This window comes from Nocardia sp. CA-135953 (assembly GCF_050955735.1).
Lineage (GTDB): Bacteria > Actinomycetota > Actinomycetes > Mycobacteriales > Mycobacteriaceae > Nocardia.
The window spans coordinates 3,495,907-3,517,334 of the sequence record NZ_CP192082.1 but is presented as its reverse complement, the minus strand read 5'-3'; the positions used below and the strand labels follow the sequence as shown (position 1 = coordinate 3,517,334).

Annotated in this window: 24 protein-coding genes and 1 pseudogene; 17 read left to right on the top strand and 8 right to left on the bottom strand. The window is 64.7% G+C overall.

Features of this window, described 5'->3' with window-relative positions; all coding sequences use genetic code 11:
* Positions 1-285 precede the first annotated feature (285 nt).
* Positions 286-378, top strand: a pseudogene (locus tag ACQPXH_RS16230) (translation initiation factor IF-1); the annotation flags it as partial.
* Between the two features lie 120 nt (positions 379-498).
* Here ACQPXH_RS16230 and ACQPXH_RS16225 read toward each other — a convergent pair.
* Both ACQPXH_RS16225 and ACQPXH_RS16220 read right to left on the bottom strand, forming a co-directional pair.
* Positions 499-972, bottom strand: coding sequence for an SRPBCC family protein (locus ACQPXH_RS16225; protein WP_433603145.1), 474 nt, complete (start codon positions 970-972; stop codon positions 499-501).
* A 2-nt stretch (positions 973-974) separates the two neighbouring features.
* Entirely contained in the window at positions 975-1,301 is a 327-nt protein-coding gene (locus ACQPXH_RS16220; RefSeq protein WP_433603144.1) for an ArsR/SmtB family transcription factor, read from the bottom strand.
* Between the two features lie 86 nt (positions 1,302-1,387).
* Between ACQPXH_RS16220 and ACQPXH_RS16215 the strand changes: the two genes are divergently transcribed.
* The 3 genes from ACQPXH_RS16215 to ACQPXH_RS16205 are packed head-to-tail and all read left to right on the top strand — an operon-like array spanning position 1,388 to position 2,587.
* On the top strand, positions 1,388-1,663 hold the full coding sequence (locus ACQPXH_RS16215; RefSeq protein WP_433603143.1) for a hypothetical protein: 276 nt from the start codon (positions 1,388-1,390) through the stop codon (positions 1,661-1,663).
* On the top strand, positions 1,663-1,992 hold the full coding sequence (locus tag ACQPXH_RS16210) for a hypothetical protein (protein WP_433603142.1): 330 nt from the start codon (positions 1,663-1,665) through the stop codon (positions 1,990-1,992). The genes ACQPXH_RS16215 and ACQPXH_RS16210 overlap by 1 nt, the downstream gene beginning before the upstream one ends.
* Positions 1,993-2,035: 43 nt before the next feature.
* The gene (locus ACQPXH_RS16205; RefSeq protein ID WP_433603141.1) at positions 2,036-2,587 is read left to right on the top strand and encodes an AAA family ATPase; all 552 of its coding nucleotides are present in this window, start codon (positions 2,036-2,038) and stop codon (positions 2,585-2,587) included.
* Here the strand turns inward: ACQPXH_RS16205 and ACQPXH_RS16200 are convergent.
* Together ACQPXH_RS16200 and ACQPXH_RS16195 are read right to left on the bottom strand one after the other, a co-directional pair.
* A complete protein-coding gene (locus ACQPXH_RS16200) occupies positions 2,574-5,393 on the bottom strand; it encodes an aminotransferase class I/II-fold pyridoxal phosphate-dependent enzyme (RefSeq protein WP_433603140.1) in 2,820 nt (939 codons plus the stop codon). The two genes, ACQPXH_RS16205 and ACQPXH_RS16200, sit on opposite strands and share 14 nt — an antisense overlap.
* A 363-nt stretch (positions 5,394-5,756) precedes the next feature.
* A complete protein-coding gene (locus tag ACQPXH_RS16195) occupies positions 5,757-7,277 on the bottom strand; it encodes an FAD-dependent oxidoreductase (RefSeq protein WP_433603139.1) in 1,521 nt (506 codons plus the stop codon).
* Positions 7,278-7,434: 157 nt separating this feature from the next.
* Here ACQPXH_RS16195 and mbp1 point away from each other — a divergent pair, with 157 nt between their 5' ends.
* Positions 7,435-7,680, top strand: a complete 246-nt coding sequence (gene mbp1 / locus ACQPXH_RS16190) for a microaggregate-binding protein 1 (protein WP_433603138.1) — start codon at positions 7,435-7,437, stop codon at positions 7,678-7,680.
* A gap of 80 nt (positions 7,681-7,760) precedes the next feature.
* On the opposite strand, the gene ACQPXH_RS16185 is transcribed toward mbp1, so the two are convergent.
* Complete coding sequence (locus ACQPXH_RS16185; protein WP_433603137.1) at positions 7,761-8,093, bottom strand: hypothetical protein; 333 nt, start codon at positions 8,091-8,093, stop codon at positions 7,761-7,763.
* Positions 8,094-8,259: 166 nt separating this feature from the next.
* Between ACQPXH_RS16185 and ACQPXH_RS16180 the strand changes: the two genes are divergently transcribed.
* From ACQPXH_RS16180 to thpD, 11 genes are all read left to right on the top strand, one after another.
* Positions 8,260-8,793 (top strand): DUF6328 family protein, encoded by a 534-nt coding sequence (locus ACQPXH_RS16180; protein WP_433603136.1) that lies wholly within the window; start codon positions 8,260-8,262, stop codon positions 8,791-8,793.
* A 222-nt stretch (positions 8,794-9,015) separates the two neighbouring features.
* Entirely contained in the window at positions 9,016-9,414 is a 399-nt protein-coding gene (locus tag ACQPXH_RS16175; RefSeq protein WP_063045702.1) for an STAS domain-containing protein, read from the top strand.
* 128 nt (positions 9,415-9,542) lie between these two features.
* Positions 9,543-10,166, top strand: coding sequence for a PAS and ANTAR domain-containing protein (locus ACQPXH_RS16170; protein ID WP_433603482.1), 624 nt, complete (start codon positions 9,543-9,545; stop codon positions 10,164-10,166).
* A 55-nt stretch (positions 10,167-10,221) separates the two neighbouring features.
* Positions 10,222-10,713 carry an ATP-binding protein gene (locus ACQPXH_RS16165; protein ID WP_387283209.1) on the top strand — a complete coding sequence of 164 codons (492 nt, stop codon included), beginning with the start codon at positions 10,222-10,224 and terminating at the stop codon, positions 10,711-10,713.
* Entirely contained in the window at positions 10,703-11,488 is a 786-nt protein-coding gene (locus ACQPXH_RS16160; RefSeq protein ID WP_327099227.1) for an RNA polymerase sigma factor SigF, read from the top strand. The genes ACQPXH_RS16165 and ACQPXH_RS16160 overlap by 11 nt, the downstream gene beginning before the upstream one ends.
* Before the next feature lie 126 nt (positions 11,489-11,614).
* Complete coding sequence (locus tag ACQPXH_RS16155) at positions 11,615-12,013, top strand: hypothetical protein (RefSeq protein ID WP_433603135.1); 399 nt, start codon at positions 11,615-11,617, stop codon at positions 12,011-12,013.
* Between the two features lie 232 nt (positions 12,014-12,245).
* The gene (locus tag ACQPXH_RS16150; protein ID WP_433603134.1) at positions 12,246-12,956 is read left to right on the top strand and encodes a response regulator; all 711 of its coding nucleotides are present in this window, start codon (positions 12,246-12,248) and stop codon (positions 12,954-12,956) included.
* Between the two features lie 149 nt (positions 12,957-13,105).
* Positions 13,106-13,690 carry a diaminobutyrate acetyltransferase gene (gene ectA / locus ACQPXH_RS16145; protein WP_433603133.1) on the top strand — a complete coding sequence of 195 codons (585 nt, stop codon included), beginning with the start codon at positions 13,106-13,108 and terminating at the stop codon, positions 13,688-13,690.
* The gene (ectB, locus tag ACQPXH_RS16140; protein ID WP_433603132.1) at positions 13,687-14,955 is read left to right on the top strand and encodes a diaminobutyrate--2-oxoglutarate transaminase; all 1,269 of its coding nucleotides are present in this window, start codon (positions 13,687-13,689) and stop codon (positions 14,953-14,955) included. Before ectA ends, ectB begins: the two co-directional genes overlap by 4 nt.
* Position 14,956: 1 nt before the next feature.
* Positions 14,957-15,355 (top strand): ectoine synthase, encoded by a 399-nt coding sequence (locus ACQPXH_RS16135; RefSeq protein ID WP_040690649.1) that lies wholly within the window; start codon positions 14,957-14,959, stop codon positions 15,353-15,355.
* 8 nt (positions 15,356-15,363) lie between these two features.
* Positions 15,364-16,239: an ectoine hydroxylase gene (thpD, locus tag ACQPXH_RS16130; protein WP_433603131.1), complete on the top strand. Its 876-nt coding sequence runs from the start codon at positions 15,364-15,366 to the stop codon at positions 16,237-16,239.
* A gap of 898 nt (positions 16,240-17,137) precedes the next feature.
* Here thpD and ACQPXH_RS16125 read toward each other — a convergent pair.
* Together ACQPXH_RS16125 and ACQPXH_RS16120 are read right to left on the bottom strand one after the other, a co-directional pair.
* Entirely contained in the window at positions 17,138-17,761 is a 624-nt protein-coding gene (locus ACQPXH_RS16125; RefSeq protein ID WP_433603130.1) for a TetR/AcrR family transcriptional regulator, read from the bottom strand.
* Entirely contained in the window at positions 17,758-18,687 is a 930-nt protein-coding gene (locus tag ACQPXH_RS16120) for an alpha/beta fold hydrolase (RefSeq protein WP_433603129.1), read from the bottom strand. Before ACQPXH_RS16120 ends, ACQPXH_RS16125 begins: the two co-directional genes overlap by 4 nt.
* 129 nt (positions 18,688-18,816) lie before the next feature.
* Here ACQPXH_RS16120 and ACQPXH_RS16115 point away from each other — a divergent pair, with 129 nt between their 5' ends.
* A complete protein-coding gene (locus ACQPXH_RS16115) occupies positions 18,817-18,957 on the top strand; it encodes a hypothetical protein (protein ID WP_433603128.1) in 141 nt (46 codons plus the stop codon).
* 191 nt (positions 18,958-19,148) lie between these two features.
* Here ACQPXH_RS16115 and ACQPXH_RS16110 read toward each other — a convergent pair whose 3' ends face one another.
* The gene (locus ACQPXH_RS16110; RefSeq protein WP_433603127.1) at positions 19,149-21,398 is read right to left on the bottom strand and encodes a serine/threonine-protein kinase; all 2,250 of its coding nucleotides are present in this window, start codon (positions 21,396-21,398) and stop codon (positions 19,149-19,151) included.
* Between the last annotated feature and the right edge of the window lie 30 nt (positions 21,399-21,428).

Here is a 21,428-nt window from a genome sequence, read left to right as displayed (position 1 = left end):
GTGGGGGCTCCCTCTCGTCGTCACGGTCGGGCGAACGATGTAGGTGTCGCCGGGAGCGCCTGAGCAACAAGGCAATCCCGAAAGGCGACAACCAATGAATTCTATGAATTTCACTTCGGGTATGGGTGAGCCCACCACAGTGATCACACGGGTTGCGGATACGCAATGGCACGCGGTAGCCGACGACCGAGTGGTCGGCCGCGGCGACGCTTCGCGTCGGCCCGACGGTCGGGTCTTCCTCAGCATCGACTCGTGGCACGACACGGCCTTCGAGCACGGAAGAACTGCATCAAGATCTTGCCGCAGGATCGGGTGCTGGTCGAGCTCAGCCCGTATGACCTCACCCGCGGTCGAATCCTGTTCCGGTACAGGACGTAGCCCAGGACCAGGACACGACCGAATCGCCGTCGCTGTCTTGATGGCCGTGGTATCGGCGACCGGTTCGATGACGGTCGCCGATACCATCTCGGCCGTTGTCGCTGGGAAATGCGGTGCGACTCAGCGCCCGAGGTTCGGCGATGACTCCAGCTCCCGCAACACCTCATCGATGCGCCGCATGACATGGGCGCGCCAGCCGGCGTCCATGATCGTGCGAGCTTTCTGCTGGAGCGGATGGTCTGGATCGAATCCGGCGTGTTCCAAGAACAATCGGGTGCCCTTGCCCTCGGGCTCGAGCGTCCAGGTGATCGTCCAGTCGGCGCCATGTTCGGCATCCAGGTCGACGTCGCGCCAGCCGACGCGCAGCATCCGCTCCGATTCGAAGGCCAGTACCTCGGCCGCGATCACACCGGAAAAGCCGGTCGCCGGAACGGCTTTCGCATCGATGGTGTAACGATGCCCGACCTCGAGCCGGAAGTCGGACGGCATGAACCACCGCGCGAGCAACTCCGGTTCGGTCAACGCGCGCCACACCTTCGCCGGTGGGTGCGCCAGGAATTCGTCCACGTGAATGGTGGTCGGATCATCGGTCATCGTCACTCCTCTTCCATGGTGTCCAGCAGTTCACGCAGCCCGGCCAACTTCTCGCGCCAGAACTGCTCGAACGGGTGCAACCATTCCTGGATCTCGTACAGTGGGGCCGCCTCGAGCCGGTACAGCCGTTGCCGCCCCACCTTGTTCTCACTGACCAACTCGGCCTCCCGCAGCACCCGCAGATGTTCGGAGAAGCTCGGCCGCGCCATCTCGAAATGCGCGGCCAGATCGGTCACCGGCTGCGGTCCGCCCTCGCGCAGCAGTCGCAATACCTCGCGCCGAACCGGACTGGCCAGTGCCGCGAAGACCCGCCCTTCGGTGATGTTCACGATCCCGACTATACGTAGGAAAAATCCTACGCGTCAAGTAGCAAACTGCACCGATCGGTCGGTTACTATGCGCGTAGTATGTGGTCATGGGGTACGAGTGGCCGGACTGGGCGTTCGCGCACCTGATCGGCATCGGACCCCGGGAGGTACGCCAAGTCCTCGAAGGCGCACGGCGCTGGCCGCGGACTGCCGATGACGGGCACGTGACGGTGTTGTCGGTCTGGGGTCGCACGGGTACCGGGCGGCCGCTGATCGTGGCGACGCGCCAACAGGACCAGTGGACCTGGCTGATCATCGGCGCTCGGGAAATGCGCGCCGACGAACTGAAAATGTTCGAGGAGTGGGAACAGGAGAACCGGTGATGCGTGAAAAGGATTTCCCGTCCACCCCGGACGAAGTGGCGTCGTTCATGGATCGGCTGACCTTCAGCGACGAACCGGTCCCGCCGGACAAGGCGCCGCCGCCACTCGCCCCCGGTGACGACATCATGGTGACCAGCTCCATTCGCATGCCGCTGGAGCTGCACACCCGGGTCAAGCAACTCGCCGACAACCGCGGTATCGGCCTGTCGACGCTGATCCGGGAATGGATGGAGGCGGCCATCGCCGAACTCGATGGCGACCAGCTCATTTCGCGCGCCGATGCGGTGCGCGCGCTGTCGCGACTGCATCCGATCCATCGCGCGAGCTGACTCGGGCGAACGGCGGCGAAATGCGTGGCGCTCGGCTGCGATCATGCCGTATATGGAATCCGCCGTATATCTGATCACCGGTATCCAGGCCGCCGGGAAGTCCACGGTCGCGCAGGCATTGGCGGAGCGGTTGCCGCGCTCGGCGCATGTGCGCGGAGACGCGTTCCGGCGCTTCATCATTGGTGGCCGGGCGGACATGAGTCCGGAACCGTCGACCGAGGCACTCGACCAATTGCGGCTGCGACACGCGCTGGCCGCGCATACCGCCGATACGTACGCCGCGGCCGGATTCACCGCGATCATCCAGGATGTCGTGCTCGGGGAGTTCCTGCCCTACACCCTCGACCGCATCCGGACGCGGCCGCGGTATGTGGTGGTGCTCGCGCCGAAACCGGCCGCGGTCGCCGCACGCGAGGCGGCCCGGGACAAGGTCGCCTACGACGGCTTCACCGTCGACATCCTGGACGAAGTGCTGCGGGCGCAGACCCCACGCATCGGATTGTGGTTGGACACTTCCGATCTCACCGTGGAGCAGACCGTCGACGAGATTCTCGAGCAGGCGCGGCCACTCGACGCCGAAGTCACTGCGCGGTGAACCGCATCCGATCCAGCGCGTGAGCTGACTCCAGCGCCGTCGCTGCATGCGGCGCATCGTCGGACGCCGTGGCAATCGCGTGCCGAGTTGCGGCCAGCCGTGCCAGCGCGGATTCGGTGAAGACCGACAACCCGAGGTCGGGGTTGTATCCGTGAATTTCCTTGACGTCGAGCTCGGCCAGGAAATACAGGATTTCGGTCGAGATCACCTGACCCGGTACCAACACCGGGAAGCCGGGCGGGTAGGGGACGACGAAGGTGGTGGACACCAGGGTCTTTCCCTTGGCGATCCGTCGCCCGGCGTCGCCGAGCAGGATGTGTTCGCGGTCGGACTCCTCATATCCGGCATAGAAGGCCGATCGCATGTCGCCGAACACGCTGGTGCCGTCGGGCCGAAACACGCTGTCGAACTCGCTGAAGTCGGGCAGTGCCGGCAGATCCTTGGTGATCTCGTCGACCCGGCGCTGTTGCAGGGCGTGATCGGCCCTGCCGCCCGCGCCCCGGCTGCGCTCGAAGTCGGTGGCCACCCGACGCAGCACGTCGAGCAGATAGTGCACGCTCGACCAGGTCACGCCGATCGTGAAGATCAAGAGCACACTGTTGATCGAGGTCTTGTTGATCTGGATACCGAACCGGTCCATCAGGATCTTCTCGCGGAAATCGAAGCCGTTCATGCCGGTCTTGCCGATGAACAGGGTGACCCGAGTCGGGTCGAGCACGAACTGATCGGACCGCCACGCCTCGTTCCACTCTGCCAGTCCACCCTGCCTGACCTGCCGGTACGAGCTGACTTCAGAGGGCCGGAACTCGTCGGGCACCAGGTCGTCCTCGTCGAGGATGCGGAACCACTTGCCGATCAGCCGGTCTTTGCGAACGCGGTGACGGAAGACCAGCGCCATGTCGTAGACATTGCGGACCAGCTGGAAGCCCTCGATATCGACCTGCCGACGCGCCAAGTCCAACGACGCCAGCAGTTGCTGGTTCGGCGACGTCGAGGTGTGGGTCAAAAACGCCTCACCGAACGACTCTCGAACGAGAGCTTTGAAATCCTGGTCGCGAACATGGATCATCGACGCCTGCCGAAGCGCCGACAGCGACTTGTGCGTGGAATGCGTCGCGTACACGCGTACACGCGCGCGCCCGGGGTCAGGAAGCAGCCGGTGGTTGCTCCACTCGGCGCGGTCGACTCCCTGCATCGACGCGCGCCACGTGCGGTACTCCGCGGCGTACCCGGGTGAGGACAATGTCGATTCGAGTTGCTCGGCGGCAACCATGGCGGTCCGCTGCCGTGCCCAAGGCACCGCGGTGGCGAACGCATACCACGCCTCGTCCCACAGGAAGCAAATGTCCGGCTTGATCGCCAGGACCTCCTCCATCACGCGCCGTGGGTTGTAGACGACACCGTCGAAAGTGCAATTGGTGAGCAGCAGCATGCGCACTCGATCCAATTGTCCGGCCGCCTCGAGGTCCAGTAGGGCCTTCTTGATGGTGTGCAGGGACACGGCTCCATAGATCGCGAACGGCTCGAGCGGGTAGGCGTCCAGGTACCTCGGGTACGCCCCGGCGAGCACCAGGCCGTAGTGGTGCGACTTATGGCAATTGCGGTCGATCAGAACGATATCGCCCGGCCGGGTCAGGGCCTGCACGACAATCTTGTTCGCGGTGGAAGTTCCGTTGGTGACGAAGTACGTCTGATTGGCACACCATGTCTTGGCGGCTTTGTCCATCGCCACCCTGATCGTGCCGTGCGGGTCCAGCAGCGAGTCCAGGCCGCCGGAGGTGGACGACGTCTCGGCCATGAAGATGTTGCGGCCGTAGAACTCGCCCATATCCTGCAGCGACTTGGAGTTGAAGATGCTTGCGCCACGCGCGACGGGAAGGGCGTGGAATTGGCCGACCGGCGCGGCCGCATAGGCACGCAGGGCGTCGAAAAACGGTGTGGCGAACCGGCTCCGGAAGCCGGCGAGCACCGTGCTGTACAGGTCGGTGACATCGTTGAGCCGATAGAACGTGCGGTCGTAGACGTTCGGCTCGTCTTCGCTCTCCGCGGCGATCGATTCGTCGGTGAGCAGGTACAGATCGATATGAGGCCGCAACTGCCTGATCCACTCGCCACATTCGACCCAGTTCTGGGTGCGCTCGGTCACGACGACGTCGTCGTTGACGCCGAGCAATGTGGTCATCAACGGCACCCGCTCGTGTGAACGAAGCGGCAGGTCATGCCGGATGATCGCCGCCTGAATCTCGCCGTTCAACGCGACCGCGGTGATGGCGTCCTCGATGCTCGACACGACAAGCAGCTCGAATTGCACATCGTCGGCGGGGTCGCGAAGCGCGCGCACGCTCTGCGCCAGGCTCTCGGGAGCCTCGGGCGGAGAATCGTCGCCGAGTAGGACGGTGAAGAACTGCCGCTGTCTGGTCCGCGCCACGAGTTCCTGATCGGCCAACGGCGCGGACGTGTCGAACAGAGCTGCACCGTCGCCGTACTCGGAGAGCAGACGCACCGCCAGCGACACCTCCTCGGTGAGCCGCACAGTTGCAAGATCGGCGAGATATCCGCGAAATGCCGCCAGTCTCGCCGCACCCGGGTACAGCCAGTACCGCTCGTAGGCGCCGAGACGCTCGAGGAGGCGCCGCACCCCGGCGGCTTCGTGGGTGGTGTCCAGCCCGGCACGGTTGACATCGGCGAGCCGACGGCACGCGTCGTCGAGCAGATTCCATGTGTCGATTCGCGAGTACGACGGGTTCGCTACCGCCGCCAGCGCGGAAACACTGAGCCCTTTCGGGCGTTCGCCGTTTCGGTGCATGTCGTCAGTTTTCGCCGCTCAATCGGTGGGGCGAAGTGGTTTGTCGAACACGAAAGGGCACCATGCAACATCCCTGCAAATATTGTGCCCCGCCATCGATCAAATTCCTAGCCGCGCTCACCGCGATACGGACGACGGATCGTGACCGCCGGACATCGTGGCCTCGGACAGATCAGCGAACTGGTCGCGCTCATCGTGCATGAGAACCTCCCGAAGTTGTGCCCCAATAACGGCAAACAGACAGCAAGCAATACGGGTCGACGTTAAATCGTCAGGCGATCAGATTGTTCGACATTGTCAGCTAGATCCGGCAGGCTGAATGGCGCCACGAAGCAATCATAGGGCAACACAGAACCCCTCACGTCACAACTCACGGGATCCGGGACCGGGGAACGGACCGGAAATCGGCGTCAGCGAGTCCGTTGCCGGACCCTCCAGCAGCGTGCCGTCGGCGGCGAATCGGGAGCCGTGTAGCGGGCAGTCCCAGGATCGCTCTGCATCGTTCCAGCGCACCACGCCGCCCAGATGCGGGCAGACCGCGGAAACCTCGGTGGTGGCGCCGTCGACAGTGCATACAGCGGTCGGTCGCAGCCCATGGCGTTCGACGCGGCCGCTGCCCTCGGCAGGCGCTGCACCGAGACCGGTGCCGAGCATGCGCAGCCAACCGAAGGAAAGTTGTTGGGCCACAGAGCTATTGGCGAATACGGCGGCAGGTATGGACTTCAGTTCGCGCGGGCGCCAGCTGGCGAAGGTAGCGGCCCACCGGGGTGGTTTCCCATTGATCCGGCCGACGAGCGCCAAGGCTGCGGCGATGCCGTTGGTCAAGCCCCATTTGGCGTAGCCGGTGGCGAGCAGGATGCGATTCCCGGGCAGCAGCGGACCGACGTAGGGCAGTTCGTCGACGGGGTGGTAATCCTGCGCGGACCAGCTCTGCAGCGGTTCGGCGGTGGGGAAACACCGCCGTGTCCAGGCGATCAACTCCTCGACCCGGCGGCTCGCGGCATTCGTGCGCCCGACCACGTGGCCGTTGCCGCCGACCAGCAGTAGCTCCGTGCCATCGGGTCCCGGTGTATACCGCAGCGACCGAGTGGGCGCGCCCGCGCTGATGAACATTTCGTGCGGGATCGGCTCGGCGACCCGGAAGGCGCCCAGATAGGAGCGTTCGGCGGTGAGCCGGGCGAAGAAGCCGCCGCGGTCGAGTATCGGTGTGCCGGTTGCCAGAATGATCGTGCGCGCGACCAGATCGCCGTGCTCGGTCTCGATGACCAACTGGTCGTGTTCGCCACTGTGCACGCCCTTGGCCCGGGTGGATTCGAAGATCGACGCGCCGCGCGATTCGATATCGGCGGCCAAACTGGCAAGCAGTGCCATCGGATCGAGTTGAGCCTGGTTATCGAGCCGGACCGCACCGTGCGCCGGGAACCGCGCGTCCAGGTCCTCGACGAGCGTGGTGGCCAGCCCGGCGGCCCGTGTCGCCTCGTATTCCCTTCGCACAGCGTATATTTCAGACTCGGACTGAGCGTAAGTGAGTGCCGGGACGCGCTGGACGGGCACCGAATGCTCCGCGCAGTAGCGCAACAGCCACTGCTGCCCCTCGCGATTGGCCTCGACATAGTCGGTCACCGCTCGATCGCCGTGACGACCGCGGATCCGCTGCGCTCGAATCCCTTGCAGCAGACTGACCTTCGCGGTACTGGCACCGGTGGTACCCGCCCCGACTCGCCTACTCTCCAGCACGGCCACGTCGACACCGCTCTCGGCCAGCAGCAGGGCGGTCACCAGGCCGGTGAGCCCGGCGCCGATCACAACCGTGTCGAACCGCAGCCCCGGCATGAGTCGTAGTCGCGCCGGCACCTCGGCATCGTTCAACCACAGGGACCTCATGCTCCGGCGATAACCGCTGCCGCACCACCGAAACATTCCGATATGCGGCAGGAATTCACGGAATCCACGACGAAAAATTCGGAATTCTGGTTCAACTGGCAGATCCCGGGTATGCGGCGAATGTCCACCTGAAACCGATAATTCGGAGGTAGATATCGTGTCCGAGCACAAGAGTGGTCCCCGCGAAGGTGTCGAAGGCGTCGTCGAAGACGCGAAGGGCAAGATCAAGGAGGCCGCCGGCGCAGTCTTCGGAAACGACGACCTGCGGGATGAAGGCAAAGCCCAGCAGGACAAGGCGGAATCACAGCGTGAAGCAGCCAGCAAGGAAGCGGCCGCCGAGAAGCAGCGTGCCGAAGCCAAGCTCGACGAACAGCGCCAGCGCGCTTACCAGCAGGGGCAGTGATTATCGACAATCGCTGCGTATGACAGGTAATGGGTTGCCGGACAATATTGTCCGGCAACCCATTATTTTCGGTACCGTGATTACTTCGGCACCAGGATGCCGGTCAAGTCGGCTTTGCGGATAGGGGTGTCCGGATTGGCCTGTGCCCGGCACATCAATTCAATTGCGGCGATCGAGGCGTCGACGGTCTGATCATTGGTCGCCGGCGCATTGCCGTTGCGTTCCTGCTCGAGGAATTTGGTCACCGTGATGCGCTGTTTATCCTTGTCCTGCGCGACGAATTCGCTACAGGGCGTGTCACCGCCCTTGTTCACCGCCTTCTGGGCCTCCTCGCAGCCGCCCGCCACGACCGCCAGCGCGACCGCGACGGCCACCACGGCGATGCGACCTCGGCAGGCTCCGGTGTTTCTCATGATGGATCGCTCCTCCTCGAAACGATGCCGCCGAGCGCATCGGCGTCATCACCCGCGTACCCGCCCGTCGAACACCGAATCAGCGGCGCTGCGATCAACGATCGCGGGTGTACGTAGGCCCGGCGCGGGTACGCCGCCAACACGGAGCGCGAACCCAGGAGCAACCATGGCGACGACATCGAAAGGCGATGACCCAGCCGTGACCAAAGATGATCAGGAATGGGATCGCCACGCCAGGCACGAGACCGAAACCCAACGGCTGGACCGCAATTGGTCCAATCTTGTGCAGGAACTGCGGGTCGTGCAGACCGGTGTGCAGTTCTTGATCAGCGCGCTGCTGATCCTCCCGTTCCAGGCCGGATTCACCACCTTGTCGCAGCTGATGCGGGTGTTGTATCTGGGTACCGTCTCCGCGGCGATGGGTGCCACGGTGTTCCTGGTCGCGCCGGTGTCGTGGCATCGGATCCTGTTCCGGCGCCATCGGTTGGGCAGTGTCGTGGCGGCGGCACATCGCTGCGCGATAGCAGGGATCGCGCTGCTCGGTCTCGCGCTGACCGGTGCGACGACTCTGGTGATGGCTGCCGTCGCTGGGACCATCGCCGGTGCGGTGGCGGGTGTGGTGGTCGCGCTGCTGTTCGCGGCGGCCTGGGTCGTGGCGCCGTGGCGGTGGCGCGACGGCCGTGACGGTTCCGACAGTTGAATCGGACCGAGCCCACGTGCCAGACTAGGAAAAGGTTGAGACTACAGCCGACCCTGGGTCCGACGTGGCGACAGACTACGCAGGACTCGGCCAGCGGGAGCGCGTAGCGACACCTGACCCAGCGTGGCCACAACCTAAGTGTCCTACCTACCGCCGATACCGCCGCCCTCCCGCCGATCCGATCCTGCCGTGCAGGACCGGAATCCCCTCTGGGAGGTTTAAATGTCTGCCGTTCTTCAGCACCGTTCAAACGGGCAGCACCCGGCCGGTGAACGACCACGCAACCGGTTCTGGGCGCAACGCGTCGATCGCCGTAAACAGTGTGTGGTGGTGCGCGCCGAAGGTGAACTCGATGCGGCCGCACTCCCGGAGTTCCGCGCGATGCTCGAACACGCCGTCACGACCCGATGCCATGCGGTCGTCCTCGATCTGCGCGCCACCAAATTCCTGAGTATTCGGGTCGCGGCCACCATCGGAGCGATCACCCAGCGGGCCGCGCACGGCGGCCCCGATGTGCGCATCGTCTCGGGTCGCCGCGAGATCGACCGGGTGCTCGCCATTACCGGAGTACGCGCCGTGTGTTGTGATTTCCCGACGATGCGCGCCGCGCTGGACACATAATGAGGCCTTAAGTCCCTGGTCGGGCCGATATCCCGGCACCGAGCATGATCGCGCCCCATACTTGCGCTGTGACGGAGAGTGGATCTGTTTCGCCTGAGCAGGCGCAGGTGTTGGGTCGGGTTATCGGCATGGGTAAGGCGCAGAACGTCGGCACGTTCTACTTCTGGTTTGCCGACCAGCGGTGGGAGTGGTCCGACGAGGTCGCGGTGTTGCATGGATACGAGCCGGGAACAGTGACACCGACCACCGAGCTGCTGTTATCGCATAAGCACCCCGAGGATCGCGCGCAGGTTGCCGACACCCTCGCCAACTCCATCGAAAACGCGCAGCCGTTCTCCAGCCGGCACCGGATCATCGATACGACCGGTCGTGTGCACCACGTGATCGTGGTGGCCGATCAGATGCTCGACGAGGAGGAAACGGTGATCGGGACGTCGGGCTACTACATCGATGTCACCGACGCACTCGAGGAACGCCAACAGGAGACCCTCGACGACGCACTGCCCGAACTGTATGCGGCCCGCGCGGTGATCGAGCAGGCGAAGGGCGCGTTGATGCTGGTCTACGGCATCAACGCCGAACAGGCGTTCCGGGTGCTGAGCTGGCGCTCGCAGGAGACCAACATCAAACTGCGGGCGCTGGCCGCCCGGTTGATCGCCGATCTCGGCGCGTTGACCGATTCGACGGCCGAATTGCGTACGCGGTTCGACCATCTGCTGTTGACTGCGCATGAACGGATCGAGGCCGACTGAGTCGAATCCACACCGGTTGCGATGTTTCGATGATGACCGGCCGGGTAAGTCGCGAATGGCCCCCGACTCGAAGGCAGGTTCCGGTCGGCTCGGAGGAAAAGAGGTGGTGATGGGCATGGGGGAGTGGAGTTCCCAGTCCGCGGCGGAGACGACGACGACGATAGGGGTTCGCATCCCCGCCGAGTTGGAGCAGCTGACCATGCTGCGCGCGCTCGCCGAAACAGTCGCGCTCATCGCGGATTTCGCGATCGATGAAGTGGTCGACATCCGGCTTGCGCTCGATGAGGTAGCCACCTCGTTGATCCTGGAGGCGACACCGGGCTCGACCTTGGACTGTGATTTCACCTACAACGATCACGAGATGTTCGTGCGCGTGGCCGCGGTCGCGGTGTCGGAGAAGGTGGTCGGCCAAGCCGGATTCGGCTGGCATATCGTCCGCACGCTGACACAGTCGATCTCGGCGGCGCAGGAGCCGTTCGACAGCGTGGTTTCCGGATACCCGACTGTCGTCGACTTCAGCTGGGCACGGAGTGGTGATGGCGGCTGATTCGAGAGCGCACCGCGACAGTTACGACAATATCGAGCCGCTCTTCGAAAAGATCGCCGCCATCGACCCGGCCGATCACCGTCGAGAACTGTTGCGCGAGGAGCTGATCGGCCGGTGCCTGCCGCTGGCCGAACATATTGCGCGCAAATTCTCCGGGCGCGGCGAGAACTTCGACGATCTGTTGCAGGTGGCCCGATTGGGTCTGGTGCAGGCCGTCGACCGCTTCGATGTGTCGCGCGGTTCCTCGTTCCTGTCGTTCGCGGTGCCGACGATCATGGGCGAGGTGCGAAGGCATTTCCGGGACAACACCTGGGCGGTGCGGGTGCCCCGGCGCACCAAGGAGATCCAGCTCAGCATCGGTCCGACCATCGAGGCGCTATCGCAGCGGCTGGGCCGGTTGCCCAAGGCGCGCGAGATCGCCGCCGAGTTGGATGTCGATCTGGTCGAGGTCACCCAGGCACTCATCGCGGGCAATGCATATCAGTCCAGTTCGATCGACGCGGTGGCCGGCGACGACATCGAGAATGCGCCGCAACCGCTGCTGGACAGTCTCGGTGAAGACGAGCCCAGCTACCAGTATGTAGAGGACTATCTGGCGGTCCGGCCGCTGATCGAGGAGCTGCCCGACCGGGAACGCGAGGTGCTGGTCATGCGCTTCTTCGAGTCCATGACCCAGTCTCAGATCGCCGAACAGCTCGGCGTTTCGCAGATGCATGTCTCTCGCATACTGTCCAGAACGCTCGGCAAGTTGCGCGACGCCGCGCTACGCGACTGATCGGCGGGGTGAACACATTGTGGCGCAATGGTTTTCATAGTGATCGGATCCACTGTTTGCCCGGCGTTGCACGCGGGTACGCGAAGAGGAACCGGACTATTGATGCCGACGCGCAAGGAGGTCGTCATGAACGATCAGCGACGACCGGCCACCCGAGATCCGTACGCCGGACCGGGGGCTTTCAGGTCGCTGAAAAAACCGCCGGAATCAGTCGTTCGCGGCGAGGGCCCGCAGCAGCCCGGCCGCTTCCTCGTCACCCGCAATCACGAAGTGATCCGGCGGTGGGCCGAGCAGCGTGGTGCGCGCCCGGCCACCATGCCGGGCAGTGAATACGACGGGCGCCTCGGCGTCCTGCGCTTCGATTTCCCGGGGTACGGCGGCGCGGTGCTGCGCGCGGTGGGCTGGGACGAATGGTTCGCCACCTTCGACGCGCGGCAGCTGATGTTCCGCTATCAGGAGCGCAGGGCCGACGGCGGACCGAGCAACTTCAACCGGTTGGAACAGTCCCATCGGGACGAATGGTGACACTGGCCGAAATGTGTCGCATGTCACGTGCAATTTGCACAAATCGGGTCTTCATGCGCAGGGTGGAGTAGCTGGACGCTAACCGGCTGCCCGTGACCTGCCGTTTACCAATTGGTCGGTCCGGGTATTCAAGCAGTTGGCAAAGGTGCTCGAAGTGCGGACTTTCGCGTCGGTTCCGGGTACGCGAGTCTCCGCGTCGCGTCGCATCCGCGTGGCTGCAAGGGATGAGGGCTTGACCGCAAACCTGATGATCGTTGACGACGACGAAGTGGTGCGTGGCGCACTGCGCACGGCCATGGAAGACGAGGGTTACGACGTTGCCGAGGCACATGAGGCCGAGGACGCTCTGACGTATCTGCGCAACAACGGCGCTCCCGACGTGATGATCGTCGAGCTGATGCTCGGCGATATGGACGGTTTCGATTGCATCAGGGAGATCCGCCGCGAGCACGACGTGCCGATCATCGTGGTGAGTTCGCGCGATGACACCCACGATGTGGTGGCCGCGCTGGAGGCGGGAGCCGACGACTACGTCACCAAGCCGTTCGAGATCAAGGAGATCTCCGCGCGCATGCGGGCGTTGCGCCGTCGCGCGCGCCTGACCATGGAGCGCGAAGCGCCGCGCGAGGCCGTACTCGACGCGCACCCCGACGGACAGCTGGTGCTGGATCGCGATGGCGGCGCGGTACGCCGCGGCGAAGACGAAATCCGGCTCACCATCACCGAATTCAAATTGCTCTGCGAACTCGCGGAATCGCCGGGACGGGTGCTCAGCCGCACCGTCCTGCTCGAAAGAGTATGGGACGACGGCTTTTTCGGTGATGAGCGGATCGTCGATGTCCATATGCGCCGCCTGCGCACCAAAATCGAGCTCGACGCCTCCGAGCCGCGCATCGTGGTCACCGTGCGAGGTCTCGGCTACCGACTCGATCTACAGCGCTGAGCCTGTGACCAATGCCGCAGTGGCACCGAAGTATGACGCTGCCTGCGGTTGTGATCTTTTCGTAATACAACCGCAAAGAGTTCGACAGGTTCACCTCAAAGTTGCTTCGTAAGCCTGGATAAGTACTGCAGACCCGACCAGGGAGACGTATGTCACTGCACACCTTGTCCACCAAGACGATCGAACCGTCGGTCACCGAATACCCTTCGGCCGTACCGATTTCCGGACCGCACGCGCAGCCGGTGCTGCGCCCGCCGAGAGTCGGTGACGCGGCCCAGATCTGGCGTATCGCCAGGGATTCGCAGGTTCTCGACACCAACTCCAGCTACGCCTACCTGCTGTGGTGTCGTGATTTCGCGAGCACCTCGGTGGTTGCCGAAGTCGGTGGCCGGGTTGTCGGATTCGTGATCGGCTACCTGCGTCCGCAGGCGCCGGAGACGGTGTTCGTGTGGCAGGTCGCGGTCGAGCGCGAACAGCGGGGGCAGGGCCTCGGCGCGGCGCTGCTGGACACGTTGCTCGATACCGTGGCCGGCGCCGGTGTTTCGGCACTGGAGACCACGATCGCCCCGGACAACCCGGCCTCGATCGCGATGTTCGCCTCGGTGGCGCGTCGCCGGTCGGCCGAGCTGACCAAACACCCCTTGTTCGATTCCGAACTCTTCCCGGGCAGCCACGCTGCCGAAGACCTCTATTTGATCGCCCCCACCGCCCGAAAGCAGGAGGATCGACGATGATTACCGCCGAGACGACCATTTTCGAGGAGCTCGAATCCAATGTCCGTGGCTATTGCCGCGCCTGGCCCACGGTGTTCACCACCGCGTCCGGGAGCTGGTTGCGCGCCGAGGACGGGAAGGACTACCTCGACTTCTTCGCCGGAGCAGGTGCGTTGAATTACGGCCACAACAATCCGGTGCTCAAGCAGCCGCTGCTGGACTACATCGCAGGTGACGGGATCACCCACGGTCTCGATATGTCGACCGTGGCCAAGCGCGGACTGCTGGAAACCTTGCGCGACACCGTCTTCGCACCCCGCGGCCTGGATTACAAGGTCCAGTTCCCCGGCCCGACCGGCGCGAATGCCGTCGAAGCCGCGCTGAAGTTGGCCCGCAAGGTCACCGGACGCGAGACGATCATCAGCTTCACCAACGCCTTCCACGGCATGTCTCTGGGTGCGTTGTCGGTGACCGGCAACGCCGCCAAGCGGGCGGGCGCCGGTGTGCCGCTGGTGCATGCCGCGCATATGCCCTATGACGGCTATTTCGACAACACGACTGCCGACTTCCAGTGGATGGAGCGGGTGCTCGACGACACTTCGTCCGGTTTCGACCGGCCCGCGGCGGTGATCGTGGAGACGGTGCAGGGTGAGGGTGGGGTGAATATCGCGCGGCCGGAGTGGTTGCGGCATCTGTCCGAATTGTGCACTGCGCGCGGCATTCTGCTGATCGTCGACGATGTGCAGATGGGCTGTGGCCGGACCGGACCGTTCTTCTCCTTCGAGATCGCCGGTATCACCCCCGATATCGTGACGCTCTCGAAATCCATCGGCGGCTATGGTTTGCCGCTGGCGCTGGTGCTGTTCAAGCCGGAGCACGACGTGTGGGCCCCGGGTGAGCACAACGGCACCTTCCGCGGTAACAACCCGGCCTTCATCACCGCACAGGCCGCGCTCGAGCACTTCTGGTCCGACGGCACCCTGCAGGCCTCGACCGAGGCCAAGGGACAGCGCATCGGTGCGGCCCTGGCCCAGGCGGCCGAGTACTTCCCGGGCATTTCGACGCGCGGTCGCGGACTGGTGCATGGTGTGGTCTTCGACGATCCGTCCCAGGCCGGCAAGGTCTGCCAGGTCGCCTTCGAGCGTGGTCTGCTGGTCGAGACCTCCGGTTCGCTGGACGAAGTGGTGAAGTTGCTGCCGCCATTGACGGTCACCGACGACGAGGTCGAGTATGGTCTGCGAGTGCTGACCGGCGCGATCGGCACCGTTTGCGGACAGGAGCGTTGAGATGATCGTGCGCAGCACCGCGGAGATCACCGGCACCGAACGCGATGTCGCGGGGCAGGGCTGGCGCAGTAAGCGCATTGTGCTCGGTGGCGACGGCGTCGGATTCTCCTTCCACGAGACCAGCATCGAAGCCGGGACCGTGCACGAGTTCCACTACCGCTACCACGTGGAGGCGGTGTGGCTCATCGAAGGTGAGGGCACGCTGACGGATCTGGACCACGGCGTCAGCTACGAATTGGCACCGGGCTCGATGTATCTGCTCGACGGACACGAGCGCCACCGTCTCGAGGTACGCACCGATATGCGGATGATGTGCGTGTTCAATCCGCCGGTCACCGGGCAGGAGGTCCACGACAGCGACGGCGTCTACCCGCTCGTCGCGGCCCAGGTAAGCGGATAGGAGGCGCAATGACGTTGGTGCAGACCGACGATCGCTACCCGACTCGGCTCGTCACGGCAGGCGAGCACCGGGACCGGACCGATCCCACCGTGTGGGGCGCGGTCGATTCCGAGGAATTGGCCTCCTTCGATGCCAATGGTTTCGGGATCGTCGAAGAGCTGTTGACACCCGCCGAGGTCGCGGAGTTCAGCGCCGAAATCGACCGTCTCGCCGGTGATCCTGCGCTGCAGGGCGACGACCGGGTGATCGTTGAGAAGTCCTCGAACCGGGTGCGCTCGGTCTTCGAGGTGCACCGGCTCAGCGGCGCGATCGCCGATCTGGTGCGCGAATCCCGGGTAGCCGGATTGGCCAGGCAGGTGCTCTGCTCGAATGTCTATATCCATCAGAGCCGAGTGAACTACATGCCCGGCTTCCGCGGCACCGGCTTCTACTGGCATTCGGATTTCGAGACCTGGCATGCCGAGGACGGCATGCCCGCACCGCGCGCGGTCAGCCTGTCCATCGCGCTGACCAACAACTATCCGATCAACGGCAGCCTGATGGTGATGCCCGGCTCGCACCGTACCTTCGTGCCGTGCACCGGCAGCACGCCGGCCGAGCACTATCGGGAATCGTTGCAGGAGCAGGAGATCGGCGTACCGACGCACGCGGATATCAATGCGCTGGCGAACCGGTACGGCATTACCCAGTTCACCGGCAGCGCCGGATCGGCCCTGCTGTTCGATTCGAATATCATGCACGGTTCGTCGAACAACATCACGCCGTTCCCGCGGTCGAACATCTTCCTGGTCTTCAACAGCGTGGAGAACACGCTGGTGGAGCCGTTCGCCGCCCCGGCCCCGCGACCGACGTATATCGCGAGCCGGGACTTCACGCCGGTGTAATCGCCTGCGACGCAGCCGGTCTCGGGGCACCTCCCCCGAGACCGGCTGCGCGCGTATGCATTTGGGTGCACTAACGGGAATGCGCACCGGGTGTCAGCCGTAGATGTCCAGTGTGACTGTCAGTGTCGCCATGCGCGTCGCGAGTCCGAGATCGCGGGCCCTTCCCCGATATCCGTGCGTTCGTCAGCGGGCAGCTTGGCCCACAGCTTGCCGAGGCGGGCCTGAGTATCGACATCAGCCTCGGAGAGGACTCGCAGCAGTGTCGACCACAACCGGCCCTTTGGGGTCTCGGTAGCTTTCGCCGAAAAGCAACGAATATGGCGTAGTCCCTGGTCAGGGACGGGTACGGCGCTGAGGGTTCCGGCTGGCTACTGGTCTTCGTACTGCTCGAGAACCTGAGCCTGGAGACGGTCGCGGAGCTCGGCTTCCTCGGGTGTGAGTTGGTCGCCGGGTCGCAGGATGCAGGCGGGATGCCGCCGGTCTGGAGTTCGGCCGACAGGGCCATCAGTTCGGCGGCGTTGCGGGCCAGGCGCTTGAGCTCGTGAACGGTGAACACGACAGGCTCGAGGGCCTGTCGCAGAACTCTCGTATCTGATTTGTGAGAGCCTCGAGGACCCCGATCGCCTGTTGCCGAACGTGGCGCGGCTCGACGCCAAACTTGCCGCCCCCTGGGTCGATCTGACCGCACCGCTGAGCGTGAATTTTCCTCGTCACTGGCTGACGTGCCGACGCCCCGGGGACGGCGGCCGGATCGTCACCCAGAGTGTCAACGGCGACTGGGGCAGGCCGCCGATCGGGACCTTCTTCGCGCTGACGCCCCACTGCCCCGTGACCACTGCCCGTGCACATTGCCGGTGCGCGGGCAGCGCCGTTCGCGATGAACGAAACGATCGGAACCCTAGCCGATATTCCGGTCGAATCCATCGAACATGGCGGTCAGCCCGATGTCGAAGTAGTCGCCGGCCGCAGCGTCGGCCGCAGCGGCGAGTTCGTTGTATTCGGGCGAATCGCGCGCCGGCTTGTGGCCACGCCCTCCCGCTGCTACCCGGCTGAGGATATGGCCTATCGCGAATTCGCGGAGACAACGGGACAATTGCAGTGCTGCCGCGGGCGCGAAGCCGGCCGCCGTCAACTGCATGATCATCCGATTGCCGACGTCGATGGCCGTCGCGCTGCGCACCGGACGGGTGGCGAAGATGGGTACCGCATCCGGGTGCCGGGCCAGGATGGAACGCAGCCGATGCGCGTAGGCCCGCATCATCTCGCGCCAATCCGCTTGCCAGGGCAGCTTTTCCAGTTCCAGCTCGTCGAACATCGCTGCGGCCATACCGTCGAACAGGTCCTGCTGGTCGGTGAAGTGCCGGTAGACCGCCATCGGGTCCGTACCCAGGGCGGTTCCCAGTTTGCGCATCGAAAACTTATCCATGCCGATCTCATCGACGAGCGCCAGCGCACGCATCGCAATGAATTCGCGGTTCAACACCGTCCGGGTCGGCGGAGCGAGCCGCCTATCCGCAGTCACGATGTCAACTCCCCGAGCAGCCCGCTCAGCCGCGCACTGAACTCCTCGGGCTGCAATAGATATGCCACGTGCCCGCCCGGGAACTCCTCGCACACCATCCCCAGTTCGTCGGCAAGAGCCTCGGTCGATAGGTAGTACGACCGGCCGACGCTGTCCCAGCCGGTAGCCAGGCGCCAGGGCACCTCAACCTTTCGCAGCGCATCGACATCGGGCCGATAATCGAAGCACAGCGCCGGCATTTCCCGCGTCAGCAGCAGATTCGCATTGAGCATTTGGCGAGTCATCGTGGACGGCCGACGGCCGCTGATCCGCCGAATCATCGATCCCACCGTCAGCGCCGCCCGGCTCGCACCGGCAAGCACGGTCTGACCCGCGGTCGTTCGCAACACTGCGGGCATGTTCGGCGCTGTCAGAGCGCCGAACGCGGCATAGCCGCGCATGAGGCTCTTCTCCACGGCGAGCCGGTTGATGTTTAACAGCTCCTGCCGAGCGGGACTGTCCTCCGGCAGCAGCTGGATCACCGGCGGTTCGTGCACGACCGCGGCCACCAGCCGATTACCATGCCGGGCAAGCACTTCCAGTGCGACAATGCCGCCGCCACTATTGCCGAACAGAGACGCGCGGTCGATCCCGTAAGCATCCAGGACAGCGACGACATCGTCGGCCTGGGTCGCGGGATCGATCGCGGCATCGGGCGCCGTGAACGGACTACGCGAATTCCCGCGCCGGTCGAACGTGATGACGGTGTACCGATCGGCCAGCAACGGCACCACTTCCTCGTACATCCCCGCATCACCCCCGCCACCGGAGATGAGCACCAAGACCGGACCCGTCCCGGCCGATTCGGTGTACAGCCGGGCGCCGGGCACCTCGACCATTCGCGAAGCATCGCTACGAGCCACGAGCACCACTCCTCCAATTGCCATCTACATCGTAGACCATATCTACACTGTAGTGAAAATGGATCTCGGATCCGGCTTGCGGGCACACACTGCGCTGGGAGCGGCGGCGAGGCTGGCGCGGATCCCGCCGGTGGTTCGCCACCACCGCCTAACGTGCGCGACGACCCCGATGCGGCCGCCGGTTGGATGGCGCACGAACTCGGCATCGAACAACCCCAGCTCGACGCCGAACTTGCCGCCCCCTGGGCCGATCTGACCGCTCTCACGTCAGAAAAGAGTGTCGCGCATCCGTAGGGGCCGATACCCGGTGGGTCCGAGCTGGGCCAGTTCGGCGTCGATGTCGACCTCGATCGCGCCGAAGAAGTTGACATGAGCGCCTCGATCACGTGCTCGTCGCAGCGGGCGAAGACCGATACCGCCGCCAGCGCAGCGCGGTGGAGCCGGCGAGGACAGCGTCGTCTCGCATGCTCATACAGCCCGGCTGATCAGCGGGTGACAATACGTTCCAGAGCGGCGAGGTCTTGTTCGAGCATCCGGAACAACCAGTAGATGGCGACGAAAGCAAGCGCGCTGCCCACGCACAGCACACGCAGCGGCACGATGACCGCCGGAATATCCTCGGCGGGAATGAACGTCGCGCCCGCGACGCCGAGCAGCGGTACCGCGGCGGCGATGGCGAGGAAGTAGGTGCTGCTGCGGTCGAGCCGGCGCAGTTGGACGCCGTCGGCGGCGCCGAGTCCGCCGTGCGGCAGGAACATCGGGTAGATGCTGCGCACCGCATAGAAGCTGACCAGGAAATACGGGTAGGCCATGGCGATCGCGCCGCAAACGATCTGGGTGATGAAGAAGTGCACATAGGCCTGGGCGGTGAGGTGATTGCCCGAGACCTGCACCGACACCGGGACGACGACACCGGCCGATACCCATAATGCGAAGCAGGTCAACACATTTCGGCGACCCAGTTGCAGGGCCTCGCTGCGGGCGCGCGCCAGGGTCGGCGCGTCGTAGGACCTGCCCTTGCGTAGCCCGCGCGAAATGGACCACAGATCGACCACCAGCACATTGGTGACGACAATCCCGATCAGGAAGCAGATGCCGTAGGTGGCCAGTGCGATCTGGTCGAAGCGGAGCTGCGCCTGCTCGTCCAGTTTGGCGATGATGAGCGTGCGATTGTGGTTGTAGCTGTACAGGATTGCCAGCGCATTCGGACCGCCGATGGCCAGCGCCATGATGAGGTGCATGAGCACTCGGGCCCGCAACCGCCAACTGTGCGGCGGCGGGTCGACCAGGTCGCGGGCGCGCACGTCCAGGCAGACATCGAACTGCTGGGCCATATCCGCCCCGCGCGCCCACCGCTTATCCGGATCAGGGTCGAGGGCGCGGACCAGTGCGCGGCGCAGCGCGGCCGGGCAATCGGCCGGAAGATCCTGATAGGGCAGCGATTGCGGACTGCCCGAGCGGCGCTCCAACATGCCATCGAGTGCGGTGCGATCACCGCCGTTCGTCTTGTCGTCATCGAAAGGCTTACGGCCGGTGAGCAATTCCCACAGCATGACGGCCAACGCGTAGAGATCGCTGCGGGTATCGAGGTCGGCGGCTGTCGTCGTTTTGTCCGGGTGCACAGCGGCAAGCTGCTCCGGCGACATGTAGGCCAGCGAGCCACCGAAGTAGGCGACGGGGCTGTCCCCGGAGACATTGCCGCTGAAACTTATATTGAAATCGGCGAGTTTCGGAATGCCCTCGGCGGTCAGCAGTACATTGGCCGGTTTGATATCGCGGTGCAGCACTCCGCAGCGTCCGGCGTAGTCCAGTGCCTGGGCCAGTCTGCGCCCGAGCCAGGCAATGGTCTCCGGCCAGGACAGTTCGACCAGTTCGGCGCGCACAGGGGATTCGCTGGGGCGGATCTCGCCCTTGTCGGCGAGTACGGAGTCGATGACATCGACCAGCAGTGCGCCCGAGCGTTCGGCCGCCGGTGTGTTGCGCACCCGCTCGAGCACCGTGAACAGCGTCCCGCCCGGCACGTACTGCATATACAGCAGGCGCAGGCGGCGACTCTCCAGCACCCGCTGGTCGAAGACCCGCACGATGTAGTCGTGATCGAGCTGGGCCAAGGTCTGTGGTTCGGCGCTCTTGTCCTGGGAGATCTTCACCGCGACGAGCCGCTGCATGGAGCGCTGTCTGGCCAGGAACACCCGCGCGAACGCGCCACGCCCCAGCCCGGTCATCAGGTCGAAGTCGTCGATCTTCTGGCCGACATCGATCTCGTCGAGGTTCACCGGGTCGGTGTAGACGGCCAGCAGAGTGCTGCGGTAGTCGTCGGTGGCCAGCATCTCCGAGAGTTGCTCGGCCTGTTCGGGATAGGCGGCGGTGTATTCCTCGACATCTACCGAACTGCCCGCGCGCCTGCGGACGTGGAACTCTTCGTAGATGAGATCGGGCGGCAGCGGCCAGGTGCGCAATTCCGGCAGGTCCTCGACGTACTCGGCGAGACGCTTCGGCTCGGTGCCGCGCATCCACCGGTTCGCCAAGTCGACCTTGATCAGCTCGATCAGCGACACGCGGCGGATGGCTGGGGAGTCCGGTAGGTAGGCAGGCAGATCCGGGGGCCTTTCGGCCGTCTGCCAGGCCTGCGTGAATCGCTCGACGACCTCGGCGACCCCGGTGCCGCGCGGACCGCCCGGCGAGCGGTCCGGAGCGACCGTCGCCCCCGGAACCGGCGGAGCGGGATGCGCCATCTGCGCATCGTAGCTCCGCCGATACCCTGA